General features: G+C 67.1%; 12 protein-coding genes and 1 tRNA gene. 1 reads left to right on the plus strand and 12 read right to left on the minus strand.

Features of this window, described 5'->3' with window-relative positions:
* Nucleotides 1-125: 125 nt before the first annotated feature.
* The gene (gene rodA, locus G3N93_RS22385; RefSeq protein WP_011353560.1) at nucleotides 126-1,274 is read left to right on the plus strand and encodes a rod shape-determining protein RodA; all 1,149 of its coding nucleotides are present in this window, start codon (nucleotides 126-128) and stop codon (nucleotides 1,272-1,274) included.
* Nucleotides 1,275-1,373: 99 nt separating this feature from the next.
* On the opposite strand, the gene G3N93_RS22390 is transcribed toward rodA, so the two are convergent.
* From G3N93_RS22390 to G3N93_RS22445, 12 genes are all read right to left on the minus strand, one after another.
* A complete protein-coding gene (locus G3N93_RS22390) occupies nucleotides 1,374-2,150 on the minus strand; it encodes a tetratricopeptide repeat protein (RefSeq protein ID WP_174942596.1) in 777 nt (258 codons plus the stop codon).
* Complete coding sequence (locus G3N93_RS22395) at nucleotides 2,147-2,932, minus strand: HpcH/HpaI aldolase/citrate lyase family protein (RefSeq protein ID WP_174942593.1); 786 nt, start codon at nucleotides 2,930-2,932, stop codon at nucleotides 2,147-2,149. The genes G3N93_RS22390 and G3N93_RS22395 overlap by 4 nt, the downstream gene beginning before the upstream one ends.
* A 308-nt stretch (nucleotides 2,933-3,240) precedes the next feature.
* Nucleotides 3,241-3,693 (minus strand): 6-carboxytetrahydropterin synthase QueD, encoded by a 453-nt coding sequence (gene queD, locus G3N93_RS22400; protein WP_011353563.1) that lies wholly within the window; start codon nucleotides 3,691-3,693, stop codon nucleotides 3,241-3,243.
* Between the two features lie 18 nt (nucleotides 3,694-3,711).
* Nucleotides 3,712-4,344 (minus strand): 7-carboxy-7-deazaguanine synthase, encoded by a 633-nt coding sequence (queE, locus tag G3N93_RS22405; protein ID WP_011353564.1) that lies wholly within the window; start codon nucleotides 4,342-4,344, stop codon nucleotides 3,712-3,714.
* A gap of 75 nt (nucleotides 4,345-4,419) precedes the next feature.
* The gene (queC, locus tag G3N93_RS22410; protein ID WP_011353565.1) at nucleotides 4,420-5,154 is read right to left on the minus strand and encodes a 7-cyano-7-deazaguanine synthase QueC; all 735 of its coding nucleotides are present in this window, start codon (nucleotides 5,152-5,154) and stop codon (nucleotides 4,420-4,422) included.
* A gap of 358 nt (nucleotides 5,155-5,512) precedes the next feature.
* Nucleotides 5,513-5,588 (minus strand) — tRNA-Phe (locus G3N93_RS22415).
* A gap of 61 nt (nucleotides 5,589-5,649) precedes the next feature.
* Nucleotides 5,650-6,351: a response regulator transcription factor EsaR gene (esaR, locus tag G3N93_RS22420; RefSeq protein ID WP_085041942.1), complete on the minus strand. Its 702-nt coding sequence runs from the start codon at nucleotides 6,349-6,351 to the stop codon at nucleotides 5,650-5,652.
* Complete coding sequence (esaS, locus tag G3N93_RS22425; protein WP_174937409.1) at nucleotides 6,352-8,766, minus strand: sensor histidine kinase EsaS; 2,415 nt, start codon at nucleotides 8,764-8,766, stop codon at nucleotides 6,352-6,354.
* A complete protein-coding gene (locus G3N93_RS22430) occupies nucleotides 8,756-9,346 on the minus strand; it encodes a DUF4390 domain-containing protein (RefSeq protein ID WP_174937408.1) in 591 nt (196 codons plus the stop codon). Before G3N93_RS22430 ends, esaS begins: the two co-directional genes overlap by 11 nt.
* The gene (gene rsmB, locus G3N93_RS22435; RefSeq protein ID WP_206133976.1) at nucleotides 9,343-10,734 is read right to left on the minus strand and encodes a 16S rRNA (cytosine(967)-C(5))-methyltransferase RsmB; all 1,392 of its coding nucleotides are present in this window, start codon (nucleotides 10,732-10,734) and stop codon (nucleotides 9,343-9,345) included. Before rsmB ends, G3N93_RS22430 begins: the two co-directional genes overlap by 4 nt.
* 232 nt (nucleotides 10,735-10,966) lie before the next feature.
* Complete coding sequence (gene htpX, locus G3N93_RS22440) at nucleotides 10,967-11,824, minus strand: zinc metalloprotease HtpX (RefSeq protein WP_174937406.1); 858 nt, start codon at nucleotides 11,822-11,824, stop codon at nucleotides 10,967-10,969.
* A gap of 100 nt (nucleotides 11,825-11,924) precedes the next feature.
* Nucleotides 11,925-12,560 (minus strand): LysE family translocator, encoded by a 636-nt coding sequence (locus tag G3N93_RS22445; RefSeq protein WP_206124246.1) that lies wholly within the window; start codon nucleotides 12,558-12,560, stop codon nucleotides 11,925-11,927.
* Between the last annotated feature and the right edge of the window lie 101 nt (nucleotides 12,561-12,661).

Raw genomic sequence — 12,661 nt, forward strand, 5'->3', positions numbered from 1 at the left:
TATCGGCCGCGCAGGCCCGCCAGCGACGCGCAGCCGCTCGTCGCCACGCCGCGCGACGACAATCACCGTGCCACGGCCCCCGCGAAGGCGGCGGACGCCGGCACTGCTCATTAACGGAGAAAGGCATGCAATTCGACAAGCGCGCCTGGCTCGACAAGATCAAGCAGATGTTCGCGGGCTTCGACCGCCCGCTCGCCCTCATCGTGTTCCTGCTGCTGTGCGTCGGCATCGTCACGCTGTACAGCGCGGCGATCGACATGCCGGGTCGCGTCGAGGACCAGTTGCGCAACATCCTGCTGACGTTCGTGCTGATGTGGGTGATCGCCAACATCCCGCCCACGACGCTGATGCGCTTCGCAGTCCCGCTCTACACGTTCGGGGTCGCGCTATTGGTCGCGGTCGCGCTGTTCGGGATGACCAAGAAGGGCGCGAAGCGCTGGCTGAACGTCGGCGTCGTGATCCAGCCGTCGGAAATCCTCAAGATCGCGACACCGCTGATGCTCGCGTGGTACTACCAGCGCCGCGAAGGCGGGCTGCGCTGGTACGACTTCATCGCCGCGTTCGGGATCCTGCTGGTACCGGTCGGACTGATCGCGAAGCAGCCCGACCTCGGCACGGGCCTGCTCGTGTTCGCGGCCGGCTTCTTCGTGATCTACCTCGCCGGCCTGTCGTTCAAGCTGATCGTGCCGGTGCTCGTCGCGGGCGTGATCGCGGTCGGCTCGATCGCCGTGTTCGAAGAACGCATCTGCCAGCCCGAAGTGCAGTGGCCGCTGATGCACGATTACCAGAAGCACCGCGTGTGTACGCTGCTCGACCCGACTTCCGACCCGCTCGGCAAGGGCTTCCACACGATCCAGGCCGTGATCGCGATCGGCTCGGGCGGCGTGCTCGGCAAAGGCTATCTGAAAGGCACACAGGCACACCTCGAATTCATTCCGGAGAAGCACACCGACTTCATCTTCGCGGTGTTCTCCGAGGAATGGGGGCTCGCCGGCGGGCTCGTGCTGCTGACGCTGTACATGGCGCTGATCGCGCGCGGGCTCTATATCGCCGCGCAAGGCGCGACGCTGTTCGGCCGCCTGCTCGCGGGCTCGCTCACGCTCGCGTTCTTCGTCTATGCGTTCGTCAACATCGGGATGGTGAGCGGCGTGCTGCCGGTCGTCGGCGTGCCGCTGCCGTTCATGAGTTATGGCGGCACCGCGCTCACGACGCTCGGCATCGCGATCGGGATGATCATGAGCGTCGGGCGGCAGCGGCGGTTGATGAAGAGTTGACCGCGCGGCACGCACCGCACCAGGAAAAACGGCGCCTCGGCGCCGTTTTTTTCGACCGCGCAAAGCGATCGCGGCCGCACTTCGCAGCACCGCCCCTGCTCAAGGCGGCGGTGCGTGCGCCCCGCCCGGCTCCGCGCCGGCACCCGATGCCGGCCCCTGCGCCTTCAGCCGCGCGCTCAGCTCCTTGAATTTCAGCCCGGCCGTCTCGTCACCCTGCGCGGCCGCCGCCGCGTAATACGCCCGCGCGATGTTGAGGTTCTGCGCGACGCCGTCGCCGCCGCGCTCGTAGAACGATGCGGTCACGTACTGCGCGGTCGGCTCGCCCGCGTCGGCCGCCTGCTTGTACCACGTGAACGCCTGCTTGTTGTCGCGCGGCGTGCCGCGCCCGTCGAGGAACTGGTTCGCGAGCGACAACTCGGCCTGCACGTGCCCCTGCTTCGCCGCCCGCAGGAACCAGCGGTGCGCTTCGGCCGGATCGCGCGCGACGAACTCGCCGTCGTCGAACATCCGGCCGTACACGTACTGCGCATGCGACATGTTCGCGTCGGCCGCGCGCTTCAGCCAGCGCAGCCCTTCGTCGACGTTCGCAGTCACGCCTTCGCCCGTCAGCAGCATCATCGCGTAGTTGAATTGTGCGAGACGGTCGCCGCGCTCGGCCGCGTCGTGGAACTGCACCAGCGCCGCACGATAGTCGCCGGCGTTGTAGTCGGCGACCGCCGATTGCGTCTCGTGCGACGGATCGGGCTTCGCTTGCGGTGCGCCCTGCGCGGCGGCCGCGATCCACACGACCCACAGGCCGAGCATCGCGCCGACCTGCCCGCGCCGCCCGATCACACGCTGCGCGCGCCCACCGCACGCGCCATCGCCACCGTTCATGACCGTACCTCCTGCAGCGCCTGCCGCGTGGCGCGCAACAGCCAGCTGACGTCGGCCGACAGCGTGATCATCCGGTAGCCGGCCTCGCGATACTGGCGTGCGGCCGCCGTATCGCCCGCGAAGATGCCGACTGCGACACCGGCTTGCCTGCCGGCCGCGAGCACGCGCGCCATCGCGATTTCGACGTCCGGGTGACGGATGTCGCCAAGGTGCCCGAGGCTCGCCGCGAGGTCGGCCGGACCGACGAACAGGCAGTCGACGCCGGGTAGCGCCGCAATCCGCTCGACTTCGTCGACGCCGCGCGCCGATTCGATCTGCACGATCACGGCGACCTGCGCATTCGCCGTCTGCACGTAATCGCGGCGCATGCCGAACGCCGCCGCACGCACCATGCCCGCGACGCCGCGCAGCCCGTCCGGCGAATCGGGCGACGGATAGCGCGTGAGCCGCACCGCATGCGCGGCATCGTCCGGTGTCTCGATATTGGGAAACATCAACGTGCGTGCGCCCGCATCGAGCGCGCGCTTCACGAGCCACGGCTCGCGTGCCGGCACGCGTACGACGGGCTCGCTCGGCAGATGGGCGGCGGCAATCGCGCGCAACTGCGATGCAACATCGCGGCTGTCGTTCGGCGCGTGCTCCATGTCGATGCAGAGCCAGTCGTAGCCGGCATGCGCGAGCGCTTCCGCGGCCGAGTCGCTGCCGAGCGACAGCCACAGACCGTACAGCGGCTCGTCGCCGTCGCGCAGGCGTTGTTTGAGGGAATTGGTGAGCGTGCTCATCGATACGGCCTCCTGGACGGAACGGCAATCGAACGGGACAAGCAACGGGCAAAGCGGAGCGCGACACGCCGGGCAGCGAAGCACGGCGGCCCCAGGACCGGGCCCTGGAACGTTAGTCGGCCGTGGACAGCCGATCTGACAGCGCCGGCCGCACGATCGCGCACGGCGGCGTTTTTCGGCGCCACGCAACGATCATAGCGCGGCGTCAAGCGGAATGTGGGAACGGACGGGGAGCGAGGCGGGACGAGGCCGCGGGGTGCGGCGTCAGGCAGCCCGCGCCGGCTGGCGGGGCTGCCGGGAAGGCGGGATCAGCGGCCGGGCTGGCGCTCGACGTCGGCCCAGCAGTTCGGCGTTTCGTACAGGCGCACACGCTCGAGCCGCAGGTTCACGCCGTAGTGCGCGTCGTACACGTTCGCGAGGATGTCGAACGCGATCGCCGCGAGGTTCTCGACGGTCGGAATCCGGTCGATCACGACCGTCTTGTGGTCGGCCATCTGCTCGAGGAACGAACGCACGACGTCGTCGCGCGCATAGACCAGGAACGCGTGGTCCCACTTGCCGACCAGGTGCTCCATCGCGAGCGCCTTCACGTCGGCGAAATCCATCACCATGCCGCGGTCGGGCGCCCCCTCGGTATCGACGAGATCGCCGCGCAGCGTGACTTCGAGCACGTAGCGATGGCCATGCAGGTTCCGGCACTGGCTGCGGTGATCGGGAATGCGGTGGCCCGCGTCGAATTCGAGTTTTCGGGTAATCAGCACGATGTCAAAAGCCGGGGCTCAGGGAATGTTCAGATATTTGTGGGTCTGCATCGACAGCCGCCACTGCGGATGACGCTTGCACCAGTCGATCGCGAGCTTCGTATTGAGGTCACGCGACGGGCCGTCCATCGGCTGGACGAGGTAATACTCGAAGTCGAGCTTCGCGTAGTCGGCCAGCCGCTGGTTGTCCTGCGGTATCACGACCTTCAGCTCGTTGCCCTTCGTGACGACGAGTGGCGCGTCGGCCTTCGGGCTCACGCAGATCCAGTCGATCGATTCGAGCACCGGCAGCGAGCCGTTGGTCTCGATCGCGATCTCGAAGCCGGCCGCGTGCAGCGCATCGACGAGCGGCTGGTCGAGCTGCAGCATCGGCTCGCCGCCCGTGCAGACGACGAAGCGGTGCGCCTCGCCCTCCGGCCACAAGCCGGCGATCGTCGCGACGAGCGCTTCGGCGTCCTTGAACTTGCCGCCGTTCTCGCCGTCGGTGCCGACGAAGTCGGTATCGCAGAAGCGGCACACGGCCTCCGCACGATCCTCTTCGCGGCCCGACCACAGGTTGCAGCCGGCGAACCGGCAGAACACGGCCGGCCGGCCCGCGTTCGCGCCCTCGCCCTGCAACGTGTAGAAAATTTCCTTGACCGCGTAAGTCATCGTCCTTCGTCCGGCTCGCGCCGCTCGTTGTCGATCAGAATCCGTTAATCACCAGGCGCTGCCGTTGCTGCTGCATCACAGCGGCGCTTCGGTCACCCGCTCGCCCTTCAGGTAGGCCTCGTAGCCGCGCTTGCGCAGCTTGCAGGCCGGGCATTCGCCGCAGCCGAAGCCCCAGTCGTGCAGTTCCGCGCGCTCGCCCACGTAGCACGTGTGCGTCTCGACGCGGATCAGTTCGACGAGCGCTTCGCCGCCGAGCTGCTCGGCGAGCTGCCAGGTTTGCGCCTTGTCGAGCCACATCAGCGGCGTCTCGAGCACGACACGCGTGTCCATCCCGAGGTTCAGCGCAACCTGCAGCGCCTTCATCGTGTCGTCGCGGCAGTCGGGATAGCCCGAGAAATCCGTCTCGCACATCCCGCCGACCAGCACGCGCAGCCCGCGGCGATAGGCGATCGCCGCGGCGATCGTCATGAACATCAGGTTGCGGCCCGGCACGAACGTGTTCGGCAGGCCGTTCGCCGCCGTCTCGATCTCGATCGTGCGCGTCATCGCGGTATCGCTGATCGCGCCGAGCACCGACAGGTCGATCATGTGATCGTCGCCGAGCCGGTCCGACCAGGCGGGAAAGTCACGCTTCAGCGCTTCGCGCACGCCTTCGCGACATTCGAGCTCGACGCGGTGGCGCTGGCCGTAATCGAAGCCGAGCGTCTCGACCGTCTGATAGCGTTCGAGGGCCCATGCCACGCACGTGGCCGAGTCCTGCCCGCCGGAAAACAACACGAGCGCGCCGTCTTTAGCGTCTGTCCGAATCACCGTGATACTCCGTGAATGTGTAGGCTCGCGTCGCGCTGCGCCCCGGGGCCGGCTGCCGCCGGGCGGCCCGACGCGTGCCGGCCTGGGCCGGCTCGACCAGTATAGGCAGCGCAATCGGCCGCGAACGCGGCGGAGCGCTTATACCGCCCATCGCGCGGCATCGTTGCCGCGCGCCACGGCGGCGCCACGCTGGCAGCCTGCCGTGCGCATGAAGCGATGCGCTAAGTTATTGAGCGGACAGGGATTTTATCATGCCCTCACGAACACTGCCGGGCACACCATCCCACGCCACACATCACGCAAACCTCACCACAAACGAAAAACCCCAAGAACCTTCCGATTCTTGGGGTTTTAATTCTGGTGGCCTGGGTCGGAATCGAACCAACGACACGCGGATTTTCAATCCGCTGCTCTACCAACTGAGCTACCGGGCCAACGAAGAAGAGAAAGTATATCCACCCTTCGTTACTTGATCAAGTACTTTAACGAAATATTTTATACGGCGCCTTCGGGCGGCTTCTTGCCGAGCTCGACACCGAGTTGCTTGAGCTTGCGATACAGGTGCGTGCGCTCGAGGCCCGTCTTCTCCGCGACGCGCGTCATGCTGCCGTTTTCGCGCGCGAGGTGATATTCGAAGTACGCACGCTCGAACGCATCGCGCGCTTCACGCAACGGGATGTCGAACGGGATCGCAGCCGTCTGGCCCGCGAGGCCGAGTGCCGAAGCCATGTCGTCGCCGAGCGTCGGCAGCGCAGCCGCGGACGCAACCGCCGCGGGCCCCGCTGCCTGCCCTGCACCAGCCTTCGCCGCGGCATTCGCGGACACCGGCGCCGCACCGCGTGCGAGACCGTGCTCGACGGACTTCAGCAGCTTCTGCAGTGCGATCGGCTTCTCGAGGAAATCGAGCGCGCCGATCTTCGTCGCCTCGACGGCCGTATCGATCGTCGCGTGCCCGGACATCATGATCACGGGCATCGTCAGCAGCCCCTGCGCTGCCCACTCCTTGAGCAACGTCACGCCGTCGGTATCGGGCATCCAGATATCGAGCAGCACGAGATCGGGCGCCTGATTCAACCGGTATTCCCGCGCGGCCTGCGCGTTCTCCGCCGCCTCGACGACATGTCCTTCATCGCTGAGGATCTCCGAGAGCAATTCCCGGATGCCCATTTCATCATCTACCACCAGGATGGTTGCCATTTACGCTGCCTTTGTCTGCTCACTTGCTTTTGTCTTGGCGGGGGCCGCCCCGTCCTGCACGCCCGATTCGGCGCCTGGCGCATCGCTCGCCATCTGCAGGAACAGGATCGACACCTGCGCACCCTCGACGGTCTCGCCGTGCATGCGATTGCGCAGATCGATCCGCGCACCGTGCTCATCGACGATTTTCTTGACCGTGGCCAACCCCAGACCCGTGCCCTTCGCCTTCGTCGTCACATAAGGCTCGAACGCGCGGGTCAGGATGCGCGCCGGAAAACCGGGCCCGTTGTCGGACACGGTAAGACGTACCGCGACGCGCGTTTTGCCCTCGGCGTCGGGATCGCCATATTCTACTGTCTTGGTTTCGATCAACACACGCGGATGCGACGTCTCCGCGACCGAATCCTGCGCATTCTGCAGCAGGTTGTGAATCACCTGGCGCAGTTGCGTCGCGTCACCGCGTATCACCGGCAGCGCCGGCGCGAGCTCGGCGACGATCGCGCTCTTGCCTTCGCCCACACCGTACAGCCCGAGCACCTCGCTCGCCAGTTCGTTCAACTGCAGATTCGAGAGCACCGCCGGCGGCGTACGCGCGTATTCGCGGAAATCGTCGACCATCCGCTTCATCGCGGCCACCTGGTTGACGATCATCGTCGCGCCGCGCTTGAGCACATCGGCGTCGGGCGGTGCGAGCTTGTCGGACAGCTTCATCTGCAACCGCTCCGCCGACAGCTGAATCGGCGTCAGCGGATTCTTGATCTCATGCGCGAGCCGGCGCGCGACCTCGCCCCACGCGACCGAACGCTGCGCGGAAATCACGTCGGAGATGTCGTCGAACACGACGACGTAACCGGACGTCTGCGGATCGTCGGCCTGCCCCTCGACCGTCGATACGAGGCGCGTGCCGCGCACGAGCAACGTCAGCGGATCGGCTTCGCCCGGCACCTCGATCGCGAACTGCTGCTGCCAGTGGCCGTGATCGCCGCTGCCGCCGTCGGACGCCGCCTCGCGATCGGCGAACGCCTTGCGCACCATCGCGCCGAACCCGGCGGCCACGCCGATCCGGTCGAGCGTCGTGCCGATCAGCGCATTGAACGGCTGCCGGAAGATCCGCTCGGCGCCGCGATTGGCCGTCGTCAGCCGGAACTGGCGGTCGAGCACGAACACGCCGGCCGTCAGGTTCGCGAGGATGCTCTCGAGGTACGTCTTCGAATGCTCGAGCGCGACGCGGTTCTTCTCGACCGCGAGCCGCGCCTCGGACAACTGGCGCGTCATCGCATTGAACGACTGAGTGAGGAAGCCGAGCTCGTCGCGCGTCTTGATCTCGCGCTTCGGCGTGTAGTCGCCTTCCGCGACCTCCTTCGTGCCCTGCGCGAGCAGGAACAGCGGCCGCGCGAGCTGCTGGCCGAGCGCGAGCGCCAGCATCATCGCGATGAAGGTCGCGAGGAACAGTGCGAGCGTCAGCGTGCCGATGTACATCTTGCGCAGCCCCGTGCGGCCGAGCGACTTTTCCTGGTACTCGCGATACGCGCGCTGCACGGCGTCCGCGTTGTGGGCAAGCGTGGGCGGCACCGGCTGCGTGAGCTGCAGGAAGCGTTCCGCCGGCTGCAGCAACGACGTCGATGCGTCGGGAATCGGCCGCACGACGCGCAACCGCAGTGCGCCCTTCGCGCCATGTGCGCGCGGGTCGCCGTCGACTTCACCCTCGATCGCCGCGTACGCGCCGTGTTCGCGCGCCTGGTTCAGCATCAGCGGCGTCGGCAGGTCGTCCGGAATCAGCGCCGCGAAATTGCCCGACGCCTGCGCGACGATGTGCAGGTCGGGCGCCGCCCCCGAGCCGCCACGGCTCGGCTCGACGATCGTCGCGTCCTGCACGCCGAACTGGTCGCGCAGCCGCAGCAGCGTGAGCGTCGTGCCGTTCGTGTTCGCATCGACGCTCGCGAGCTGGTCGGACATCAGCCGCGCCTTCGTCTGCAGATCGGACAGCGAAGCATCGAGCATCCCGCGGCCGAGGTTCAGGCCGGCCGTCAGCGCCGTCTCGACGTTCACGTCGAACCACGACTCGATGCTGCGCGACACGAACTGGTACGACACGATGTAGATGATCCCGCCCGGCACCACGCCGACGAGCGCGAAGAACACCGCGAGCTTCGCGAGCAGCCGCGTGCCGAACTTGCCCTTCCTCAGGCGCACGACGATCATCCCGATCAGCCCGAGCACCACGAGCAGGAACACGAGCGCGACGACGATGTTCGTCGCGTACAGCCACGAGTAGTAGCGATCGAAGAATTCGGTATTCGCGCTCGCGGCCGCGAGCAGCACGAGCAGCAGCAGCGCGGTGAGCGCGACGGTCGAGACGATCACGCGAACGAGGAGGCTCTTCCCGCTGGCCGCGCGGCGCACTTTATTTAGCACGTTCGGTCACCGTGAAGTTGAAGCGCTTCCAGTCCGACCCGAGCGTCCAGTCGCGGTTGTTCACGGCGTCGACCTGGAACGGCTTCGGCATCAGCGCCGTATCGAGCTGCATCCGCACCGACGCCGTGTAGGTTTCACCGGAGCGCACCTGGTTGCGGTCGATCACGTGCCACGACGTGATGTGCCTGATGACGGCGAGCGCGTCCTTCAGCGACGGGAAACCGAGCTGCAGGCCGCCCGTCGACACGCGATACTCGCGCGTGAGCGGCTGGAACGACAGGCGAATCGTCTGCGTCACCGCCACCGGCTGCTCGTCGAACCAGTACCAGCGCGCACGGCTCAACTCGAAGTCGGTCGTGAAGTAAAGCGGAATGCCTTTGTTGACGGCATCCTCGAGGCTCGGGTTCAGTTCGAAATCGAAGCGGGCATCGAGCGCCCAGCCGCTTCCGTCGGACTGGAGCGACGCGCGCTGCACGGCGACCGACTGGGCATGCGCCGGCCGGACGACCGCCAGACACAGCGTCAACGCGACCATCAGGACGGCCGCGAGCCGAAGTGGAAAAAGGTGTTTGATCGTCACCGTTTCTGAAACCGCGCGTAGAAAAATCCGTCGTGATCGGTGTTCTGGTCGAGTGCGCCGGCGGCCGCCCCTCCCTGCACTCCGCCCGGCAGCAGCTGGCCGGGGGCGTCCAATCGTACCGCATCTTCACAGGCCGCTTCAAACCAGCGGGCCTGCAATTCGCCTTCTTCGGGAAAGACCGAACAGGTCACGTAAAGCAGTTCGCCGCCCGGCTTCACGAGCGGCCACAACGCCGACAGGATGCGGCGCTGTTCCGTGACGAGCGCCGGGATGTCGGCCTCGCGGCGCAGCCAGCGAATGTCGGGATGCCGACGCACGATGCCGGACGCCGAGCACGGCACATCGGCGAGGATGCGGTCGAACGGGCGCCCGTCGTACCACGCGTCGGGTGCACCCGCATCGCCGACACGCACGTCGGCTTCGAGCGACAGTCGCACGAGGTTCTCGCCGATCCGCGCCGCGCGCGCGGCGTCGCTTTCCAGCGCAACGACTTCCGCATCGGCCAGTTCGAGAATGTGGCCGGTCTTGCCGCCGGGCGCCGCGCATGCGTCGAGCACACGCATGCCGTCGCGCGCACCGAGCCATTCGGCTGCGAGCTGCGCGCCGGCGTCCTGCACCGATACGACGCCGTCGGCAAACCCGGGAATACGATCGACCGGTAGCGCCGACGCAAGCCGCACTGCATGCCGGCCGATCGCGGTCGCTTCGATCCCGTTCGCGCGCAGCGTATCGAGATACGCGTCGACGCTCGCACGGCGCGCGTTCACGCGCAGCGTCAGCGGCCCCTGTCGCTCGCCGGCCGCGAGGATCGCCTGCCATGCGTCGGGCCATGCGCGCTTCACCGAATCGACCCACCACGCACGGTAGTTCCAGCGGGCGACGATATCGTCCTGCAGCGCCGCGACGAGCGCATCGCGCTCGCGCAGGAAACGGCGCAGCACCGCGTTGACCATCCCCTTCGCGAACGCGCATTCGCGGCGTGCGCCGATCACGGTCACGGCCTGGTCGACCACCGTAAACGCCGGATACGCGGCCTCGTCCGGCGGGTCGAGCAGCAGCGCGAACGCACCGGCGAGCACCGCGTGCACGTGTGCGGGCGGCGCCTTGCTGATGAACCGGCCGATCAGCCAGTCCGCACTGCCGAGGCGACGCATCGTCCGGTATGCGACGTCCTGCGTTGCCCCACGCGCGAGTGCCTGCGCACCGGACGGCATCTGCGCGAATACCGCCGAGAGTGCCGCCGGCAGCGCAGTGCCGCGCCGCACCGCATCGACCGCCTGCGCGGCCGCATCGAGGGCGAAGCCGAGCGAATCGGGCGCGAGATGCAGCGGGGACAGGCGCGCCGGGCGGCCGGAAGAAGACGGAGCGGTAGAACGGGTTCGTGTCATCGGAGCAAATTCGGCAAACAAGCGCGGCAAGCGGGTACAGCAAACAAATGCGGCAAACGGCGGAACCGCGGCACCCGCAGGCCCTGCGATCCCAAACCGGGCATTGTAGCGTGCGACGCTGCTGGCCCTTTGGCCCCTTTACGGCGCGCACAAATGAAACACCCCGCAGCGCGAAGCGTGCGGGGTGATGTGGCGGCCCCCGCGCGGCAACTGCCGCACGGTGTGCCGTGGCTTAGTCGAAGCGGCCGGTACGCGCCATCTCCATCAGGCGCGCGATGCGCTCCTCGGTGGCCGGGTGCGTCGAGAACAGATTCTGCAGGCCGCCGCCGTGCAGCGGGTTCATGATCATCATCTGCGCGGTGGCCGGATGCTGCTCGGCTGCCTGGAACGGGATGCCCGCCGCATAGCGATGGATCTTGTCGAGCGCGGTCGCGAGCGACTGCGGATCGCCGGAAATCTGCGCGCCGCCACGATCGGCCTCGAACTCGCGTGCCCGCGAAATCGCCATCTGGATCAGCGCGCCGGCGATCGGCGCAAGCAGCGCGACCGCGATACCCGCGATCGGGTTGGCCGGCCGGCCATTCTCGTCGCGCCCGCCGAAGAACATCGCGAAGTTTGCGATTGCCGAGATCGCGCCCGCCATCGTCGCGGTGATCGTCGAGATCAGGATGTCGCGGTGCTTCACGTGGGCGAGCTCGTGCGCCATCACGCCGCGCATCTCGCGCTCCGACAGCACGCGCAGGATGCCCGTCGTCGCGGCGACTGCCGCGTGCTCAGGGTTGCGGCCCGTCGCAAATGCGTTCGGCGCATCCTCGTTGATCAGGTAGACGCGCGGCATCGGCAGGTTCGCGCGCGTGGCCAGCTCGCGCACCATCCGGTAGAACTGCGGCGCCGTGTTCTCATCGACTTCCTGCGCGTTGTACATGCGCAGCACCATCTTGTCCGAGAACCAGTAAGAGAAGAAATTCATGCCGAGCGCGAACAGCAGCGCGATCGCCATGCCCCGCGAGCCGCCGATCATCCCGCCGATCACGATGAACAGGGCCGTGATCGCGGCCATCAGCATCGCCGTTTTGACCCAATTGAACATACCCACTCCTTATCCGTCAGGGGACCCGCCGCGCATCAAAGGGCGCGGCGGAAAATTGTAAGCGATTTGTTAGATAAGGGCTTGCCGGAAAAATTCAATCTCAGCGTTGCGAGGTTGCAAGACGAAGGCCGAGGCCGACGAAAGCACTGCCGACCGTGCGGTCGAGCCACTTCTTGACGCCCGGCTTGCCCGAGAAGCGCTCCGTGACACTGCCCGCGACCCACGCGACGAGACTGGTCCACACCGTGCTCATCGCCACGAACACGCCACCGAGGGTCAGGAACGCCAATGCCTTGTGCGGGCTGTCGGCGGACACGAACTGCGGGAAGAACGACACGAAGAACAGCACGACCTTCGGGTTCAGCACGTTGGTCCAGAAGCCCTGCATGAACAGCTGGCGCAGCGGCTTCGCAACCTGGGCGGCCGCCTTGCCCGACGGCTCGGCCGCCTGCTTCGCGAAGATCATCCGCACGCCGAGGTAGATCAGGTAGGCGGCGCCGATCAGCTTGATCACCGTGAATGCGGCAGCCGACGCCGCGAGCAGCGCGGTCAGGCCGAATGCGCAGGCGAGCGCATGAACGCAACAGCCGGCCGAAATGCCGAACGCCGACATCAGCCCCGCGCCGCGGCCCTGCGCGACGCTGCGGCCGACGATATAGGCCGTATCGGGGCCGGGCGTGACATTCAGCAGGAAGACTGCCAGCACGAAGAAGCCGAAATGGGTGATGCCGAACATGAGAACCTCGAAACCGGAGAGCGCAGGGAAATTCTACGCGCGCCTGCCGCACCGCGCGACTCGGCCGTCCGGCCGATTGCGCCCGCCCGGCAGGCCGTGTC

It is taken from the genome of Burkholderia sp. Se-20378, from assembly GCF_017104665.1.
In the GTDB taxonomy this organism is placed as follows: domain Bacteria; phylum Pseudomonadota; class Gammaproteobacteria; order Burkholderiales; family Burkholderiaceae; genus Burkholderia; species Burkholderia lata.

Bases quoted from the DNA above. Each gene is read 5' to 3' on its own strand.
- rodA (WP_011353560.1), top strand. From the start codon at position 126: ATGCAATTCGACAAGCGCGCCTGGCTCGACAAGATCAAGCAGATGTTC.
- G3N93_RS22390 (WP_174942596.1), bottom strand. From the start codon at position 2,150: ATGAACGGTGGCGATGGCGCGTGCGGTGGGCGCGCGCAGCGTGTGATC.
- G3N93_RS22395 (WP_174942593.1), bottom strand. From the start codon at position 2,932: ATGAGCACGCTCACCAATTCCCTCAAACAACGCCTGCGCGACGGCGAC.
- queE (WP_011353564.1), bottom strand. From the start codon at position 4,344: ATGACTTACGCGGTCAAGGAAATTTTCTACACGTTGCAGGGCGAGGGC.
- esaR (WP_085041942.1), bottom strand. From the start codon at position 6,351: ATGGCAACCATCCTGGTGGTAGATGATGAAATGGGCATCCGGGAATTG.
- rsmB (WP_206133976.1), bottom strand. From the start codon at position 10,734: ATGACACGAACCCGTTCTACCGCTCCGTCTTCTTCCGGCCGCCCGGCG.
- htpX (WP_174937406.1), bottom strand. From the start codon at position 11,824: ATGTTCAATTGGGTCAAAACGGCGATGCTGATGGCCGCGATCACGGCC.
- G3N93_RS22445 (WP_206124246.1), bottom strand. From the start codon at position 12,560: ATGTTCGGCATCACCCATTTCGGCTTCTTCGTGCTGGCAGTCTTCCTG.